General features: G+C 61.8%; 15 protein-coding genes and 1 pseudogene. 10 read left to right on the top strand and 6 right to left on the bottom strand.

What is annotated here, in order from left to right:
* Entirely contained in the window at window positions 1-1,128 is a 1,128-nt protein-coding gene (locus tag ACZY0Q_RS08120) for a glycosyltransferase family 4 protein (protein WP_463915737.1), read from the top strand.
* Between the two features lie 171 nt (window positions 1,129-1,299).
* Here the strand turns inward: ACZY0Q_RS08120 and ACZY0Q_RS08115 are convergent, their stop codons facing one another.
* Window positions 1,300-2,352 (bottom strand): IS3 family transposase, encoded by a 1,053-nt coding sequence (locus tag ACZY0Q_RS08115; RefSeq protein WP_463915736.1) that lies wholly within the window; start codon window positions 2,350-2,352, stop codon window positions 1,300-1,302.
* Between the two features lie 523 nt (window positions 2,353-2,875).
* On the opposite strand from ACZY0Q_RS08115, the gene ACZY0Q_RS08110 reads away from it, so the two are divergent.
* A complete protein-coding gene (locus tag ACZY0Q_RS08110; RefSeq protein ID WP_463915735.1) occupies window positions 2,876-4,063 on the top strand; it encodes an acyltransferase family protein in 1,188 nt (395 codons plus the stop codon).
* Between the two features lie 23 nt (window positions 4,064-4,086).
* Here ACZY0Q_RS08110 and ACZY0Q_RS08105 read toward each other — a convergent pair whose 3' ends face one another.
* Window positions 4,087-4,551: an Lrp/AsnC family transcriptional regulator gene (locus tag ACZY0Q_RS08105; RefSeq protein WP_463915734.1), complete on the bottom strand. Its 465-nt coding sequence runs from the start codon at window positions 4,549-4,551 to the stop codon at window positions 4,087-4,089.
* A gap of 159 nt (window positions 4,552-4,710) precedes the next feature.
* On the opposite strand from ACZY0Q_RS08105, the gene ACZY0Q_RS08100 reads away from it, so the two are divergent.
* From ACZY0Q_RS08100 to ACZY0Q_RS08085, 4 genes are all read left to right on the top strand, one after another.
* On the top strand, window positions 4,711-5,928 hold the full coding sequence (locus tag ACZY0Q_RS08100) for a thiamine pyrophosphate-dependent dehydrogenase E1 component subunit alpha (protein WP_463915733.1): 1,218 nt from the start codon (window positions 4,711-4,713) through the stop codon (window positions 5,926-5,928).
* Window positions 5,925-7,037, top strand: coding sequence for an alpha-ketoacid dehydrogenase subunit beta (locus ACZY0Q_RS08095; RefSeq protein WP_463915732.1), 1,113 nt, complete (start codon window positions 5,925-5,927; stop codon window positions 7,035-7,037). Before ACZY0Q_RS08100 ends, ACZY0Q_RS08095 begins: the two co-directional genes overlap by 4 nt.
* 2 nt (window positions 7,038-7,039) lie before the next feature.
* A complete protein-coding gene (locus tag ACZY0Q_RS08090) occupies window positions 7,040-8,455 on the top strand; it encodes a dihydrolipoamide acetyltransferase family protein (RefSeq protein ID WP_463915731.1) in 1,416 nt (471 codons plus the stop codon).
* 127 nt (window positions 8,456-8,582) lie between these two features.
* Complete coding sequence (locus ACZY0Q_RS08085; protein WP_463915730.1) at window positions 8,583-8,915, top strand: hypothetical protein; 333 nt, start codon at window positions 8,583-8,585, stop codon at window positions 8,913-8,915.
* A 6-nt stretch (window positions 8,916-8,921) separates the two neighbouring features.
* Here ACZY0Q_RS08085 and ACZY0Q_RS08080 read toward each other — a convergent pair whose 3' ends face one another.
* Window positions 8,922-10,811 carry a hypothetical protein gene (locus tag ACZY0Q_RS08080; protein ID WP_463915729.1) on the bottom strand — a complete coding sequence of 630 codons (1,890 nt, stop codon included), beginning with the start codon at window positions 10,809-10,811 and terminating at the stop codon, window positions 8,922-8,924.
* A gap of 276 nt (window positions 10,812-11,087) precedes the next feature.
* On the opposite strand from ACZY0Q_RS08080, the gene ACZY0Q_RS08075 reads away from it, so the two are divergent.
* A complete protein-coding gene (locus ACZY0Q_RS08075; protein WP_463915727.1) occupies window positions 11,088-11,288 on the top strand; it encodes a hypothetical protein in 201 nt (66 codons plus the stop codon).
* Window positions 11,289-11,318: 30 nt separating this feature from the next.
* Complete coding sequence (locus tag ACZY0Q_RS08070) at window positions 11,319-12,713, top strand: O-antigen ligase family protein (RefSeq protein WP_463915726.1); 1,395 nt, start codon at window positions 11,319-11,321, stop codon at window positions 12,711-12,713.
* Here the strand turns inward: ACZY0Q_RS08070 and ACZY0Q_RS08065 are convergent.
* Together ACZY0Q_RS08065 and ACZY0Q_RS08060 are read right to left on the bottom strand one after the other, a co-directional pair.
* On the bottom strand, window positions 12,676-12,861 hold the full coding sequence (locus ACZY0Q_RS08065; RefSeq protein WP_463915724.1) for a hypothetical protein: 186 nt from the start codon (window positions 12,859-12,861) through the stop codon (window positions 12,676-12,678). The two genes, ACZY0Q_RS08070 and ACZY0Q_RS08065, sit on opposite strands and share 38 nt — an antisense overlap.
* On the bottom strand, window positions 12,858-13,304 hold the full coding sequence (locus ACZY0Q_RS08060) for a hypothetical protein (protein WP_463915723.1): 447 nt from the start codon (window positions 13,302-13,304) through the stop codon (window positions 12,858-12,860). The genes ACZY0Q_RS08065 and ACZY0Q_RS08060 overlap by 4 nt, the downstream gene beginning before the upstream one ends.
* Window positions 13,305-15,282: 1,978 nt before the next feature.
* Here ACZY0Q_RS08060 and ACZY0Q_RS08055 point away from each other — a divergent pair.
* Window positions 15,283-15,459: pseudogene (locus ACZY0Q_RS08055) on the top strand (2-oxo acid dehydrogenase subunit E2); the annotation flags it as partial.
* Between the two features lie 402 nt (window positions 15,460-15,861).
* On the opposite strand, the gene ACZY0Q_RS08050 reads toward ACZY0Q_RS08055, so the two are convergent.
* Complete coding sequence (locus ACZY0Q_RS08050; protein ID WP_463915722.1) at window positions 15,862-16,794, bottom strand: hypothetical protein; 933 nt, start codon at window positions 16,792-16,794, stop codon at window positions 15,862-15,864.
* Window positions 16,795-16,998: 204 nt separating this feature from the next.
* Here ACZY0Q_RS08050 and ACZY0Q_RS08045 point away from each other — a divergent pair, with 204 nt between their 5' ends.
* On the top strand, window positions 16,999-17,805 hold the full coding sequence (locus ACZY0Q_RS08045) for an SGNH/GDSL hydrolase family protein (RefSeq protein ID WP_463915720.1): 807 nt from the start codon (window positions 16,999-17,001) through the stop codon (window positions 17,803-17,805).
* The last annotated feature ends 77 nt before the right edge of the window (window positions 17,806-17,882 follow it).

Below are 17,882 nucleotides of genomic sequence, written 5' to 3'. Positions count from 1 at the left end.
GTGGCACTTGTCGGGTCTAGGAACTTTCCAGCGAAACATGGAGGGTTGGAAATTGTTGTAGAAAGCATTGCAAGCCGATTCGCCGATCGCCAGCTGGCTGTCCATGTTTTTGTCGGAAATACCGAAGCGGCTGACAGTGACCAGGTGGACGCCCTCAATCCGAGTCGATTCCAGGTGCACGCAACCAAAGCCGTCAGCGGAAAGTATTGGCACACGGCGTCTCAGATTTTATTCAGCATGGCCGAGGTCAGACGCCTGAAGCCGGACATCGTCAACATACACGGCGTGGGCCCAGCCTTTCCCTTGGCTTTCTCGAAACATGCCTTTGGTGATGCTCCGACGTTGGTGACGGCCCACGGATTGGATTGGGAACGAACAAAGTGGCCTCCCCTGGCGCGATGGCTGTTCCGCAAAATTGCCGTCCGGGCCCTTCGGAACGCCACATCAGTGTCGTGCGTATCAGACTCCGTCGGAGCCGATCTGTCGGCTCTCTTAGGAGTAGACGTGGTGACGACTTTGAATGGCTTCGACTCCGTTGACTTCCCTGGGTCAGTGGACGTGGATCTGCCCCCAAAATACACTGTGTCTATATCGCGGTTGACGCCTGAGAAGAATATCGAAGCGATAATTTCCGCATATACGCCAGAGGTGGCCGAGGAGTGGGGTCCTCTAGTAATTTTAGGGGGCGGGAGCAGCTCATATGCAGGTTCGTACGAAACTCAACTTATGGAACAAGCTTCGGGCCGAGATGTAATTTTCTTAGGTGAGCAGAGCCGAGCGGACGCTTTGTCAATACTAAGTAAAGCCTCATTGTTCATATCAATGTCTCAACTCGAGGCTAGGCCGATGGCTGTTATTGAAGCTATGTCGTTGGGAGTTCCATTGCTTCTAAGCGACATCGGACCTCATAAGGAGCTTTGCGGGGACTCAGCTCGTTATGTTTCATTGGAGGATGAGACTGGGCTTCTTTCACTCCTTATGGATCCCGAATCCGAGAGCCAAGTCCGGGAAAGAGTCACCAGTGCATTAGACCGTGTCGCGTCCATGACCTGGGAGCGTTCGACTGATACATACGTCTCTTGGTATGAGTCCTGTCTTGGCCGCGCCTCGGATCCTTTAGGCGCCTAGCCGATGCGTGCAGTGCTGAGCACCCGGCCGCCATTCGGTGGGACGTTATCTACTTAGGATTGGTACGAGGCATCTCCGTCTCAACGTCGTTCTGCTGGGAAAACTGGACGCAAGAAAACCAATTAGCTATCGCATAGACGCTTGATAGGGGTCCCGCTTGTTCCGCCGGTCTTATGTGAAAAGGAGCGGATTGTTGATGTCGTTCCAGAGTACTTCGTAGGCATCCGGGCTCATATAGCCGGTGTAACTGTGGCGGCGTTTGCCGTTGTAGAAGTCGAGCCAGCCGTTCATGGCGGTGACCAGTTCTATGACCGTCTGCCAGGTCCGTTTCCGGTCCAGCAGCTCGGTTTGCATGCGCCCCCAGAAAGTTTCCATGGCCGCGTTGTCGTAGCAGTCACGCACGCTTCCCAGCGGGGCGGTGAGCTCCCAGTTGCGAAGGTTTTCGCTGAATCCCCAGGACGTGAAATTTGTGCCGTGATCCGAATGCATGACCGTCTCACCGTCCCGTTCGCGGGTGTGGTGGGCTTGGCTGACAGCCCTGCTCACCAGGGCAGTGTCGTTGATCGTGGAGAAGGAACGGCCGACCGCGGTCCGGGCGAAGCAATCGAGCACCACGCAGCAATAGACCTTTCCCTCCCGGGTCGGATGCTCGGTGACGTCGGTTAACCACAGCCTGTTGGGGCCATCGGTGGTGAAGACCCTGTTGACCAGATCTGCGTCCACGCGTTTGTCTGCCAGCGGGTTGCGGAAGACCTTGATGCGCGGAACCCCGGCAATTTTCTCCTCCCGCATCACGGCCTTGATGAGCTTGCGGTTGACGATCATTTCGTACTCGTCCAGCAGCTCGGCACGGATCCGGCGCCAACCGTAGGTCCCGCCGGACTGGCCGTGAATCATCACGACATAGTCGGCCACGATGCGTCGTCTGATCGCTCGGATCGAGAGCTCACAGCGAAGGTGCTTGATGTAGGTCGAGCGGTTCAGGGCGATGGTGCGGCAGGCACGTCTGGCTGAGAAGCCCAGCGCGACGAGCCCGTCGACGATCGCGAATTTTCTTTTGGGGGCACCACCACTTGCTCGTCGTAGAGGGCGCTGGCGGCCTTCACGATTGCCAGTTCGTCCTCGAGCTGGCGGATCCTTTTCGCAGCAGATTGAAGGTCCGGGGCAAGAGTACTCGGCGTCCCCGCGGTAAGGCCCGCATCGACCAGAGCCTGGTGCTTCCACCGGTACAGAGTGCCCAAGCAGATCCCGGATTCCGCATGAACGGCAAGGACAGCTTCACCCTGGCGCATACGGTCGCTGAGCCCTCGCCGGACGGATGCAGGATATTCAAAAGGCATATCATGACCTCCTTGAAGTCACTATGCACCTCTCACATAAAGCCGGTCCACCAAGAGGGGCCCGGAGCAGCTGGACTGCTAACGGGGGCCCAACCAGGGTCACCCAGGACATGGGCCTGTCTCCAACTGCGACGATGTCATCCGGCCGCCGGACAACTCGGACGAGCAGGACGAGAATGCGGCGGACCGCCACCCCTCAGTGCTGGGCCGAAACGCACATCCGTGCGGAAGCAATGGCAACGGCCGGACCTCGACGGAAAGCGCCACGGCATGTGTGCCGTGAGGGGCCGAGTTCGTGGCCTTGGCCCGCGGTACCCAGCTGGCGTCCAGCCTTCACTCAGCGGAGTTATGGAAACGTTATATATGCTTGATGAGTGAATTTTTGGTCAAGTAGCGGAATCCTGAACATGAGCGAACGCCCGGCCGCGCCCGAACCCGGGCTGGTGTCCGGGCGGCAGCATGCGCTCGATGGCCTGCGCACAGTGGCGGTAGCTGGCGTTTTTCTGTTCCACACCGTCACCGGGTTCGCCCCCGGTGGATCCATTGGCGTGGACGTGTTCTTCACACTCAGCGGGTTTGTCATCACCCTGCTGATCATGAAGGAGTACCGCACCACGGGCCGGCTCCGTCTTGGAGTGTTCTACGCCAAGCGGCTCGCACGGCTCTGGCCCGCGCTGCTGGTTCTGTGCGCTGTCGTGGTCGTGGTCGGGCTGGTCTTTCCGGCGTCGGGGTGGGGCGGTCAGGAAGCCGATGCCCTTCCGGCGGCTGGCTACGTGATGAACCTGTCCAACTTCGGGGCCTTCGGTTCCTCGACGGGCGGCGGCGCGCTGAGTCCAACCTGGACCCTGGCCGTCGAGGAGCAGTTCTACCTGATCTGGCCAGTGCTCCTGCTGGTGATGCTGCGGTTCTGGAAGGTGCGCACCGTCGCCTGGGTCACGGCCGTTCTGGCGGCTGGGTTCCTGGTTTCGCGGTTCGTTCTGGTCTCCGGCGGGGCATCGCTGGCCCGGATTTACAACGGGCCGGATACTAGGGCTGACGAGTTGCTGCTGGGCTGCGCCATGGCCCTCGTGTTGACGTCCATCAGCCCGGGCTCGGGGCTCCACGTGTCCCTCCAGACCGGTGTGCGCCGGGTTGGTCCGTTCGCGGGGCTCGCCTTGGTGCTCGCCGTGTTCATGTTCAAAGAGCCGACCACGCCCGGTGCCTGGTTTGATGTCTTCTGGACCGTGGGCCCGACCGCCTTGGCGGTACTGTCCGGGCTCGTCGTTGGGTGGCTTGTCCTTCAGCCTGACGGCTTGATCTCAAAGATGCTTGCCCACCGCTGGCTTTCCGGCCCGGGCCGGGACCTGTCCTATGGCATGTACCTGTGGCACTTGCCGGTCTTTATCCTGCTGATTCCCCTCGTTCCGTCACTGGCCGTGCGGGTGCCGCTGACGGCAATCCTGACCGTGGTGATGGCTTACCTGTCATTCCGGTTTGTGGAAACACCCATCCGCCGCTGGGCCTCCAGAAAGCTGGAGCCCGCCGTCGTCCGTCCTGTTCCGGTGCCTGCCCAGGAGCCCTCCCGCAAGCTGGAGCTGGCCGGACGCACGAACTAGGCTGCTGAGGGTTCTCCGGGAACCTACCGCGTATCAACATCCTCGAACACCAGGAACGTCTGGGTGTCCAGGACGCCCGGCATTGACTGCAGCTGGTCGAAGATCACCCGCCGCAGGTCGGTGTTGTCGATGGCGCGCACCAGCAGGATCACATCAAAATCGCCTCCCACCAGGGCGATGTGATGGACCTCCGGGATGGAACTGAGCTGCTCGCGCAGTTCACGCCACGAATGCTGGCTCACCTTGAGGGTCACGTAGGCCGAGGACTTCAGCCCTGCCTTGATGGGGTCCACCAAGGCAGTGAATTTGGTCAGCACACCCTCACCGGTGAGCCTGGCGATGCGGGTATAGGCGTGGGCGCGGGAGATATGGACGTTCTCGGCCACCTGGGTCACGGACATCCTCCCGTCCCGGGTGAGCTCGGCGATGATCCTGCGATCCACGTCGTCCAGGGCCACCTCCCCGGAATCTGACTCAAGTCGTGCCAATTCGTCCACCACTCCTGTCCGTTGTCCAGATCACATTTCAATTCGTCTTCCAGACTAGGTCCATCCGGCGGAACCTTCCATGATTCTGCGAACTACTGGATACGAAACTTCCCTTGGGGCGATACTGGGGGTGACTAGTGGCTACAGAAGGACGGACCAATGACGATCTCCGCGGACCACCCTGCGCAGGACCAGGCCCAGCGATTGCCGGCCGAAGATGCCGTATCCGAAGCGGTACGGAAGTTCGGCATCACGGTGGAGGACTACATGCTGCCCGCCCGTCACCAGATCCAGATGGTGGACGCGGACGGACGGCTCAAAGCCGAAAGCGAGCAGGGCACCGAACCCGGCCACGAGTACCCGTTGCCCTCCGACGACGAATTGATGGCTGCCTACGAGCAGCTCGTCGTGGGCCGCCGCGTGAACGACCAGAACTCGGCACTCGTCCGCCAGGGGCGCATGGCCGTGTACCCATCCAGCCATGGCCAGGAAGCCTGCCAGGTGGCAGCCGCGCTCTGCCTCTCCGACGGCGACTGGCTGTTCCCCACCTACCGGGACGCCGTGGCGGTCATGGCCCGGGGAGTCGATCCCGTGGAAACCATGACCATCTTCCGCGGTGACTGGCACAGCGGCTACGACCCGGCCCGCCACAAGGTGGGCATCCAGTGCACGCCGCTCACCACCCAGCTGCTGCACGGCGTGGGTGTCGCGCACGCGGCCAAGCTCCGCGGGGAAGACACCGTAGTCCTGGCGATGTGCGGGGACGGCGCCACCAGCGAAGGCGACTTCCACGAGGCCCTGAACTTCGCCGCCGTCTTCCACCTGCCCGTGGTCTTCTTCGTCCAGAACAACAAGTACGCCATCTCGGTTCCACTGGCGCACCAGTCCGTGGCGCCGTCGCTCGCCCACAAGGCAGTGGGCTACGGCATGGCCGGCGAGCGCGTGGACGGCAACGACGTGGTGGCCCTCCTCGCCGTGCTTGACCGGGCGGTGAAGCTCGCACGGGAGGGTTCCGGGCCGCTCCTGGTGGAGGCACACACGTACCGGATGCAGGCACACACCAACGCCGACGACGCCACCCGCTACCGCCAGGACAGCGAGGTGGCCGAGTGGCTGGCCAAGGATCCCATCAGCCGGATGAAAACGTACCTCACCGGCCGTGGACTGCTGGACGACGACGGCGCCGCGCGGATCGCGGAAAAGGCGGAAGCAGTTGCCACTCAGCTCCGTGACGGCCTGGGCGAGGACGTTCCGGTGGATCCCCAGGAACTCTTCCGGCACGTCTTCTCCGTGCCCACACCACAGCTGAAGGAACAGTCCGCCATGCTGGCCGACGAACTTGCCCGTGAAGCGTCATCTGAGGAGACTGCCAAGTGAGTCCGACCATCACTACATCGTCCGAGGCGAACGGCAATGTCAGCGCTGCAACTGCCCGGGCTGCGGCGTCCGCCGCGGCGACCGTCGAGGCCAGCGGGCCGCAGGCCGTCACCATGGCCAAGGCCCTCAACACGGCTTTGGCCGATGCCGTGCACGCCGATCCGTCCGTTCTTGTCTTCGGCGAGGACGTGGGCCTTCTGGGCGGGGTCTTCCGCATCACCGACGGCCTCACCAGGACCTTCGGGGAGCAGCGCTGCTTCGATACCCCGCTGGCCGAGTCCGGGATTGTGGGCATGGCCGTGGGGATGGCCATGAACGGGATGCGGCCGGTGGTTGAGATGCAGTTCGATGCGTTCGCGTATCCGGCGTTCCAGCAGATCGTCAGCCATGTGGCCAAGATGCACAACCGCACCCGGGGGACGGTGAAACTGCCCATGGTGATCCGGGTTCCGTATGCCGGCGGGATCGGGGGAGTGGAGCACCACTGCGACTCTTCCGAGTCCTACTACGCCCACACCGCGGGCCTGAAGGTGTTCACCCCGGCAACCGTTGCCGATTCGTACCGGATGCTGCGGGAGGCGATCGATTCGGACGACCCCGTTATGTTTATGGAGCCCAAGAAGCTCTACTGGTCCAAGGACCTGGTGGACCTTGAGGATCTCCGGGCGCAGCACACCGCCAACGCGGCAGCCGGGACGTCCTCGGAAGGCCGTGCCGCTGTGGCCCGGTCTGGGACCGACGCGACGCTCATCGCGTACGGACCGTCCGTGCCCACCGCGCTGGCAGCTGCCGCAGCGGCTGCGGAGGAGGGGCGCTCGCTGGAAGTCATCGACGTCCGCTCCATCGTGCCCTTCGATGACGAGACGGTGTGCGCGTCCGTCCGCAAGACCGGCCGGGCCGTGGTGATCGCCGAAGCGCACGGCTTCGCGTCCGTCTCCTCCGAGATCGTGGCGCGGGTCCAGGAACGCTGTTTCCACTACCTCGCCGCCCCCATCCGCCGCGTGACGGGATTTGACGTTCCCTATCCTGCGCCGAAGCTCGAGCACTACTACCTGCCCGGTGTGGACCGTATCCTCGACGCCGTAGACGACCTCCAGTGGGAGAACTGACCATGAGTGAAACGAAAGTATTCCTGCTCCCTGACCTCGGCGAAGGCCTGACCGAAGCCGAGCTGGTCAACTGGCTGGTGTCCGTGGGCGACGAGATCCGCGTGGACCAGCCCATCGCCGAAGTGGAGACGGCCAAGTCCATGGTGGAAGTGCCGTCGCCTTATGCCGGCACGGTGACCGTGCTGCACGGCGAACCTGGGCAGACGCTCGACGTGGGCAAGCCTTTGATTTCCGTGGCGCCAGTAGGCTCTGTGGTTTCGACAGGCTCAGCCAACGAAAGTCCGGTGGCCGAGCCGGTTGAGACCTCGCCTGCCGAAACCTACCGTGAAGAGGAGAAGGCCGGCTCCGGAAACGTCCTGATCGGCTACGGGACTCCCGGCGGCAACAGCCAGGCGCGGCGCACTCGGGCTCCCCGGGTTTCGGTGGTTGAGCCTGTCGAAACCCCGGGTGAGCCCGACGCCCAGAAGGCCGCCGATGACCTACTGCTGCTCCGCACCAGGGTCCCCGGGAAACTGGGAGCGGTCATTTCACCGCTCGTCCGGCGCATGGCCCGGGAACACGGAGTGGACCTCGGCAGCATGCACGGCTCCGGTGACAGCGGGCTGATCATGCGCAAGGATGTTGAAGCCGTAATTAGCACTCCGCTGGTTGAGGCGAGGTCGTTGGTTGAGCCTGTCGAAACCCAAGGGCCTGTCGACAGCCGGACAGGGCTGGGCATTTCCTCCCGGACACCGGTCAAGGGTGTCCGGAAAGCCGTTGCCGCCAACATGTCACGCAGTCGCTCGGAGATCCCCGAGGCCACCGTCTGGGTGGACGTGGACGCCACGGCGCTGGTGGAACTCCGGGCAGGCCTCAAGAAGTCCGATCCGCACGATACTCCGGGGCTCTTGGCGTTCATCGCGCGTTTTGTCACTGCTGGGTTAAAACGATTCCCGGACCTGAACACGCGCATAGAATCTGCTGCCGACGGCTCCCAGGAGATCGTTGGGTTCGCCGGCATCAACCTGGGCTTTGCCGCCCAGACGGACCGCGGACTGATGGTCCCCTCGATACGCAACGCGGACAAACTCAGTGCCCGGGAACTGGACGCGGAGATCCGCCGGCTCACCGCCGTCGTACGCGAGGGCAAGGCGACGCCGGAGCAACTGGGCAGCGGCACCTTCACGCTGAACAACTACGGCGTCTTCGGAGTGGACGGCTCCGCAGCGATCATCAACCACCCCGAGGTGGCCATCCTCGGGGTGGGACGCATCCTCGACAAGCCATGGGTGGTGGACGGGGAGCTCGCCGTCCGCAAAGTCACCGAACTGACGCTCACCTTCGATCACCGCGTGTGCGACGGCGGTGCCGCGGCAGGGTTCCTCAGGTTTGTAGCGGACGGGATCGAGAATCCGACGTCTGTGCTGGCCGATATGTAATGGCCGACGGAAGCTGGGGAACTTAACCGGCCTTATTGGCCGTCGCGGGTTCCCTGCCCCCGGTAACCAGAAGTGCCTGCGGCCGGGTTACTCTTGGCAGATGCTAAGGGCCGTACTGTTGCAGATTATGAGCGCCCTTGTTGGCGCCGCGGCTGGTCGATACTTCGACCAGCAGAGTTGGCTTGTGCCCGCCATCTGGGCAGTGGCTGCGATGATTTTAGGGGGCTTGACCGAATTGACTATCCGTAAGATTCGTCAGAATAGGGGCGGCGGATCTCCAACCGAAGCCTCTGAAACCAGATCCGGCCTACCCGAAGATTTCCCGCCCATCGGGCAGGGTGGGATGATTGCCTACGGGAACGGAAAAGTGACGGCTACGGGGAACGTTTTCGGACCCGGTGGCCAAATGAAGATCGTCGGCAACGACGAAGCGAAGCTCGATGAAAACCGGTTTGCGTGAGATTCTTCATTTGGCCAAACCAAGATTGATCAGTGCGGCCCGGAGCGCGTTGACGAGAGCTTGCGTGGTGGCTGCGTCGGTTGCCGGACCCGGGAGCGCTGCCGGCGCTATGGGTGCCACGCCGTTGAATCCGATTTTGCCGTCCCTACTCATATCGAGCATGGTCTTCGCGAAGATACCTGCGTCGTCGTAGGCGTTTATCCGAAAGTTAGTCCCGGCATTGGCGCCGTTTTCCGGGTCGCCACTTCCTCCATATTGCCAGCGGTCAGAGCCGGCCGACAGGATCTTGTGCCGCCGCGTGGACCCTGGGGCGCCGTTGATGTCGTAGCCGGCCACGGTTCCCGTCGCGGCGTTGCTGCCGGCCGTTGCCCCGCCGACGTCCTTTACCTGCAGCTGGAAGACCTTCGCTCCGTTGAGTGTCTCCATGATGTTGTCGGAGAAGTAGGTCTGCCGACATCCGTGGGCTGAGACGTTGGAGTAGCTGGGGCTGATGGCACCAGTTAGATAAATCGGGAAGTTCGTATACGGAGTAGGACGGTTGTCCACCACGCGCAGATTTCTGACGAAGGGGCGTGTCACCGTTGATGCGTTCGATGAGTCGACGGATACCCCGAAGTTCTGAGTGTTGTCGTTGGCGGAGATCGCCGTGGCACCGTCTTCCTTGAACTGGCTGCCGGCGTTGATGATGTGTACGTTGCCGAGGTGGATATCCGTGGCGCCCGTCATCAGCACTCCGCCGCGCTGACAGTTCATTAGCAGCAGCGAGTCGATACTGATCTGGGACGCGAAGCAGGTCGGGGCGGACCTGTTGGTCGACGGGTATCCTCCGATCAGGACGCCTATTCCGCCCGCTGTTGATGGGGAATCCACTGGGCCGCGGGAAACGCCGTCGACGATGACGTTGTTGACGCGGCCGTTACTGGGAGCTTCGTCGAGTTTGAGGCCCCCCATGCCGACATTTTTGACGTTGATGGTGTCCACAACGAAGTTGGTTGGCCCTAGATCGGTGTCATCTTTATTGACGATGAAACCCGAGATCCACAAGCCGTAGTATGCGGCCATCTCGACGTACATGGACCCGCCGATGACTCGCTTGCAGTCCCGCGAGATGGAGAACCCATTGTCAGCGGACTTGTAGGAGCGGAGTTGATTCCACACCACCGTTTCGCAGGAAACCCAGCCGCCATCCATGGTGAGTTCCGTTTCCACATCGGTCGCTTGGGAATACCCGCGGACGCCGTCGAATTGGAAAGGCAACCCGCGAGTTCCCTGGATCCGTAGGCGGCGGAGTCGGATGTTCCTGACGATGCCGGCCCTTATGTTGTGCGGGTTGAAGTCACCGTATGCGACAACGGCGGAATTCATGCCAGGTCCGGTGAACGTGCGCGAACGCCTGGGCGCCGTTACGTCGTCCACAGTCGTACCCCTGATGGTCATGCCTTGGATGGTGACGTCGCATGCCGCGCCGGATGTGTAGAACAAGGCCTCGACCGGCGCCGATGGCCCAGAGACGTTGATGACGGTCGCGTCGGCCCCTGAGCCCTCTATGACGAGCCCATTGGCGCCCACGAAGTTGATCGCCGCGGAGCAGTTGTACACCGGAGACTTGCCACGGACACGCTTTACTCCGGCAGCAACAGCAAGACTTACGGCCCGTTGCCACGCCTGCGTGTCATCGGGATCAGACTTCTGCTTCTGCAAGTCCACGTCCACATAGGGAGCGTCGGACTTTTTGGAGTAGGTCGAAGAGAGGTCGGGGACTTGCGTGGACGGGATCTTGGCTCCCGCGTCCAAAGTGGCCACGCCGGATGCTGCACCCTTCTCCGCAGTTGGTACGTAGGACGTTGAGGGCGGGTTCTTGTCACCCGGAGCGGCATTGGCACTCGTAGAAGCCATCCCAGATATTGCCGAAGCGCCCGTGAAAGCTGTTATTACGGTTCCGAATCGGAGAAGCCCGCGGCGCTTCACTGCGGCAGATCCTGGGGATTCCGGGAATTCGCTCTTCACGTTCTTGCTTGCCATGCCATGGAGGCTAATTCCTTGGGTGGCGGTCAAACCACAGTGGAGAATACGCGCTTTATTAGCCCTTCCTTACTCACACTACTTAGTGTGTTACTCGCTGTGCCCGACCAACCACTTAGCATGCAGAGGTCGCACGGTATCATTGGCGGCATGGGGAATCCGAACACTAAGCAGGCGCCGAACTTTCTTCCGTCGATCCTGCTCTTCCTGCTCGCAGGGTTTTTGATCTGGCTGCTGTCGGTTGTGCCCTACGACCAGCTAGTGCTGGACATGATCGCTATCTGCGCTCTTGGCGCGGCAGCCGGCGCTGTGGTCGCTGGATTCGGTGCCGCCGGCCAGCCGTCAGAGTAGCCCAAGACTTCTACTCTCCCAAGGGGAACGATGCGCGTAGCGCTGTACATTATTGCTGCCCTACTGTTCGCCGCTGGGTGTCTGTGGGCTGTGGTCAACCAGCCCTTGGCCTTGGTTAGCATGGTCGCGGGCGCTGTGGCAGTGACGTACTCATACTTCATGCCGAAGCATCGCATGGTTGGCTGGCTGGCCAGCTTGTCGATCATTGTCATTGCCGTATTCCCGATACACCTTGTGCCCAGCAACATTCGATACGCTGAGCTGGGAATGCTGGCGCTGTTCGCGGTGATTACGCTACTACTCAGGGGAGCACAGTCTTTGCGCGGCTGGGTCTTTGGGCTGGTACTCGGCTATCTCGCGGTGACGTTCTTGGCCACCAGGGCGGCTGGGATTGAAGACGCGCCGTTCCAATTCCTCATGCATGCCATCGTTGGCATTGTATTCCTGGTCATGGGGACGTCGGCCAACGAGGGGGAGCGCAGAACCATATCGGGGACCGTAATCGCCCTCGGTGCGGGGCAGGCCCTATACGCCCTCTACGAGTACGCTGCGCATCCTGCCGTGCTGTGGGCTTCGCCAGTCCCGGAGAAGTGGCAGTGGATGGAGTCACGCCTCGCAAACGAGATCTTGAGCGGCGGTCTGCGTTCCCAAGGCAGCTTCGGCCATCCTCTGTTGCTCTCATTCGTGATGATCGTAGCGCTGGGATTGGCGCTGCGCTTTCCGTTCAACCGGCGCATGCTGCGGCCCGTCGTCGTGGGGCTGCTTTTTGTGGGGTCAGTGGCGGCCGGCTCCCGTAGTGCGGCTCTGATCATGATCGCGCTCATGCTCTTCGCCTACGGCGCTGGACGCTTCGCTTGGCTCCGGGGTATTGCCATTGCTGCAATCATCGGCCTACTGGCGTTCACGAGTTCCTTCTTTAGCTCCGAACTCGTGGAGCGGTTCACGGGTTCAGGATCGCTGACCCACAGGCAGGGCGCGCTGGACGCCGTGCCACGCCTACTATCGGATCAGAGCCAAGGCGTCGTCTGGTTCGGCAATGGCTACTACTCCCGGCAGGAGGTCTTCGATAAGGGCCTATTGCAGCTTGACGGGTTCGTTGCCATCGACAATATGTACGTTGCACTTCTCGTCACGACGGGCCTGTTCGGCGTAGTCCTATGGATGATTATCCCCATCCTGACTTACTCCCGAGCCAGTCGGGCACTGCGGCCCGTTGTCCTAGCATCCTTTGGGATGTTCCTGGTCTTTGACATCTTCGAGTTCCCGGCAACCTGGGGCGTGTTCATGCTGATTCTTGGCATCGCCGCCACGTCCCGTAAGGAAGCCCCCGAGCCTAAGCCGGAAGCCGCCCCAGAAATTGATCTGAAGCGGCTCCCCGAGTGGGCGGCTAGGCATCCGGAGCTTGTACGCCGTTCTGCTGGTTGATGAACTCGCGGAGCTTGGCGACATAGTCTTCAAGCTGCGAGATGGTGACAGGTGCAGCTTCGAGCTGCGGGCCTGGCGTCAACTCTTCGCCGTCGTCATTTACGAGGACTGGCTGGATCACTAGGTGGGCTATGCGGATGCGGCTCATGCGAGGGCTACTTTCTTCGAGACGCCGTTCACGTTGACGACGAGGTAATCGGTGCTGGAACCGGCGTCGTGCCAGACCTCTACCTGGCCGTTGGTCAGGTAGGCGGGCTGGGTTGCGCCGGACGTGTACTTGGTGGTGACGCCGGCTAAGGAGAAGTCGGCGCGGCCAGAGCTGGCGAGCCTGGCGAGCAGTCTCGATTCTGCGGTTTCGTAGAACTGGAACTCATTGGAAGCGCCCGGCAGAACGAAACGGAGGTTGTCGGTCGGGCCTACCCGCATGACTCCCTTGGCGGTCCCTGCGGCATTCTTCATCTTGATATAGCGCGAGTTGTCCAGCAGTAGGTTGTCCACAAGGCGCACGTCACGGTTGGGGGATGATCCCGTGCCGACGATTGATCCAATGTTGCTGATGTTCGCCCCGTTGCAGTTCAGGGCATTGCCCACACTCCGCCGATATTGATTGCCGTACCGTTCGGGTTGGCGGCACTGATGTCGAAGTTGAGTCCGAATGCGAACGCTGGTGTCGTTGCTGGCGTGCCGGTGTAGAGCGGCGCCGATACGGAGATCGCGGCGGATGCCGACTGCGAACCACTATTCTGGACGTCAAGGCCGAGATACGTAGAGTTGATTCCGACCGTGACAGTGGATGCCGAAGCGATCGCCGAGCTCGTGGGGACGATATGACCGGGACTGTCGCCGATGCCGAGCCCATGGTGGAAGCGACGTAGGCGACAACCTTACTGGCGTCCGCGGCAGTGAACTCAAGGTTCGTGCCGGACGGGAGCTGGACGGGAGTGGTCAGCGTGACGGATGTTGTCGGCGTTGCGGCCACGATACCCGTTGCGAGTGTGGCCGTAGTCTTGACAGCCTTAGCCACATTGGGAACTACCTCAAGGGCGAGGCCCACAAGGTACGGCGGGGCCGTAGTCTGTGAGATGACGCGGAAGTGGCCGCCATACACGTTGCCGCCTCGGCTTCCGGTGAGGTCGCCGATGAACAGACCTGCTTCGCGGGTGCCGTCGTGGTACGGCGAGGTCCAGATCATGTCGATATTGCCGACGCCGCTATGGTGGCCTGCTAGACCGAATCCCTTGAAGTAGGAGATGGCCCCGCCCTGGCCTACCTGCCCACCGAATCCTCCCGTCACGTTGAGGTCCTTGACGACGAACACTCCGTCCTGGTTACTGCTGATTTTGGAGAACACGAACGATCCATCGAAGGTTGGTGTGTCCAATGCGACGGCTCGCTGGTTGGTGGTGTTGCCACCGTTCGTGGGGCCATAAGTGGCAGATTGTGCCCTCGGCCGGGACAGCCCGGCCGGGCGATTAGGTCTTGGGGAAGGTATCGGCCTGAGTCCATCCTGCTGGGACTGTAGGTCAGTCCGCTGGAAGTAACCCCAGCTCCGTAGGGGACTTGTAGCCCGGAACGGTCTGGGGCAATTCTTCTTTCCTTCGAATGGCAGACGGAAACAGAGCAGCCGCCTGAAGCCCAAGGAATTCATAACGCTGTCCGGCAAGGGCATTCGAGCCCGGCAGCGCGGCTCTTGACTGATAGGGACTGCTTGGGTTTGCCGTGGTCCAACCTGCTGAAGCCGACACCCGATTGGTGGCGCTCGCCGAGGAGGCCCCTCTCTGAGAGATGGCGCCATATGCATTTCATTTGTTTCGGTACGATAACAGCACAGAATCTGAGATTTCTTTCATTGCCAAAGCCTGGATATTCACGAATACTTATTTCACCGGCTAGCTCATATGGCATCAAATCGATGGCATATTCGGATTCAAGTCCCAGTGTGTTGGGACGTTGAGCTGACGGAAACTTCGAGCCTGACAATGATGTCAGGTGCCCAGCAACGGTCATGGGTGACCGCGGACAGAAAGAGAAGTTCCCGTGAATACATTAATTACTACCCGGAAGTTCATGTCAGTTCCGAAGTGGTTGGCTGCTGTCTTTGCAGCTCTCGCTCTCGCTTTGGGAGGTTCCCTCGTCACTGCGCCCGCGAGCAGTGCGGCGAGTTACGTTCAAGGAAACCTGCCTGAGTGGTACCAGTTCTGTTATCAAGTGAAGCCTGTGGCTATTACCAGTGCTAGGTCCTTATACATCAACGCTTATGCGAGCAAGACTGGCGTTACTTGTAAGCACGGGATTGTGCCAAATCGTGCAGGTTTTCCTTACGTGAAGCAGTCTTTCTATTCGTGGGATTTTGTGTGTAGGAATGCGGGTTGGAAGAGCGGTTACTGGGATGGTCGCTACCCGCGCTGCCGGCGATAGATCTCTTTCAAACCGTTGAGAGGAGCCAGGCACTAATAGGTGCGTGGCTCCTCTTCGCACTCAAGCCCCCTGGAGCGCTGGAATTATTTCCTCCGTGTAGTCCCGTCGGGTTTACGTAGGCCCGCCCTGTGGTCAGGCTGAGCCGTCTGTCCTTGGACTTTTGCTCGACAAACCGTGGGTGGTGGACGGGGAACTGCCCGTCCGCAAGGTCACCGAACTGACGCTCGCCTTCGATCACCGCGTGTGCGATGGCGGCACCGCGGCAGGGTTCCTCAGGTTTGTAGCGGATGCCATTGAGAATCCCGCGTCAGTACTGGCCGATATTTGACCACGGCTCACGACACGGACCCATCCCCGCGGTTGAGGGTGTTGAGCCCGTAGTTGTGGATAAGTAATCGAGTACCGGCTACTCGTGCACCCCGCCGGCACATTCGGTGTACTTATTGTGTCGGCGGGATTAAGGACTGGTGCCCAAGGTCGCCGCCGGCGCCATCATCTGAAACGACTAAGAGCCCCGCCGGTCTCAGCGTGGACGGAAACGCAGGATCCCATGCGAATCAGAGTGACTTCCGCGGACGACTTGGAACTTATGAATTGCCCGCATCAGTTTGTGGGTCGTTGTGACGAGTGCTCCGCTGCGGCGGGGCATGGTGAGTCCGTCGAACCGCAGAACCGCGAACAGGCGGAAACTTAGCCGGTCGATCTGGACGGCGTCTGCCCCGCCATCCAACTACGGCGCGTCGACCATGCTCATGCCGTCCGTGAGCTCCAGCCACAGGTCCGACTCGGTGCTCAGGCTACCCGGGCAGGCCAAAGCCAGTTCCATCAGACCGTTGCTGCTGGTGGTGGCCCGGACGGCCATCCGGTAGGTGACGTCGATGTCCTTATCGTTCTTGAAGCGGAGCTCGGCTTCCTGGAGCTCGATGTCCTGGTCGCCGTTGCGCAGGTTGACGTACGTTGAGGCGGCGTCGTCGACGACGTCCACAGGCTTGCCCACGGACTTCTCAACGGCGGCGATCTCCGAAGCCATCACGAGTGCTGTGGTGGCCTCATCGCCGGTTTCTCCGGTTGGTTGCAGCTTGGCCTGGTACGTGGTGAACGTGCACTGCAGGCCGGCGTTCGTGTAACTGAACATGCCGTCCTTGACCTCTTTCTTGGACCACCCCGCCGGTTCCTTGATGAGCCATGCGGGCGGGCTGCTGAAATCGGACTCGTCGAACAGATAGACGGCGCCCCCGTCACCGGTACCGGCGCTGGCTAGCGCTTCGGCTGACTCTTCGGACGCTGCGGATTCGCTCACGATGGGTGCGGGAGCGGGTTCCGCTTCCTCTTTGCCACTGGCGAGGCCGTTGAAGGCCATCACGCCTGCAACCGCGATGACCGCCACCACGCCCACACCGCCGGCCACCCAGCCCCAGACGGGCATTCCCGGCTTCGACGGCGGCTGGGTGAACGCGGGTGCCTGGACATACTGCTGGCCGGGAGCGCCGTACGGCTGCTGGCCCTGCTGCTGTTCAAAGGGCTGCGACTGCGGTGGCGGCCAGCTCTGGCCAGGGGCCTGGCCCGGCGCTGGGGGAACCGGCGGGTACTGCGAGCCGTCTTCAGGCTGCTGTGGCTGGTTCTCGGGCTGTTGCGGCCATCCGGGCTGCTGGTTGTTGTTCACGTGGTTCCCCCAATATTTGATGCGAAAGTGCAACCACCATCATGTCGCATCCGCGGCGCACGCCGCGATGGGGAGCGGTGCCCATCAGTTCCGGGCGGCCCCGATTGCCCGAAACGCCGGACCGTCGCAATCAGCCGCCCGCCGCCGTCGGCCATTCCGGGCCAGTATGATGTGCCGGGTGACGAGAATCGGCGGGAGCCCAGCATGACCAAGCGGGATTGGATCAAATACGGTGCACTTTTTCTACTGGCCGTAGCCGCGTTCGGGGTGGCAGGTATCGCCCTGACGAATCCGCGTGGTCCAGGCGAACCCGCAGCCCCTGTGGCGGCCAGCCCGTTGGCGGCCGCCACGCCAACGGCTACTGCGTCGCTGGCTCCCACACCCACCGCTTCGGCGCCGGCCCAACAGCTGAAAATCCAGCTTCCCGCCGAACCCGTGCTCCTTGTTCTTGGCGATTCGTACACTGCCGGGGACGGCGCAGGCCGGCCAGACCAGGGGTGGGCTTACCTCGTTGCCGGTTCGCTCGGATACCCCACCAACATCGACGGCTTGGGCGGTAGCGGATTCGCGTGGGGCGGTGGTGAGCGGGACAACCTGGCTCAGGAATACGAAGTCCGGTTACGGGAAATCGCTGCGAACCCGGCCTTTGTGCCCAACGTTCTGATCCTTCAGGGCGGACAGAACGACGCGCGGATCACCAACCCTGATGAAATCAAAACCGCCACGGCGCAGACCATCGAAGCGGCCCGCAAACTCTGGCCAGGCGTGCAGGTGGTAGTGCTTGGCCCCTCCGCCCCGCAGCCGCTCGCGGAGGAACTGCGAGGCGTGAACAGCGCAGTCCGTGACGGGGCCGCCGCCGCAAACGCCCCGTTCATTGACGCCTACGCCGCCGGCTGGTTCACCGGCGCCAACAGCCCCGGGTTCGATTTTGACGGCTTCCACGTGAACACCGCCGGCCACGCTCACCTTGCTGAGAAGTTCCTGGAGTCCTGGGCCACGCTGATCAAATGAGCCGCCCCGCGCCGGGCTGATCCCGGTGCCTTTGTGGGCGTGGTACTGCCGCATTGATGCGGGGCCGGGTCCCCGCG

The sequence above is a fragment of the Pseudarthrobacter lactosi genome (assembly GCF_055412785.1).
The sequence above is the reverse complement of the archived record's forward strand: the minus strand, read 5'-3'. Positions and strand labels throughout refer to the sequence as shown.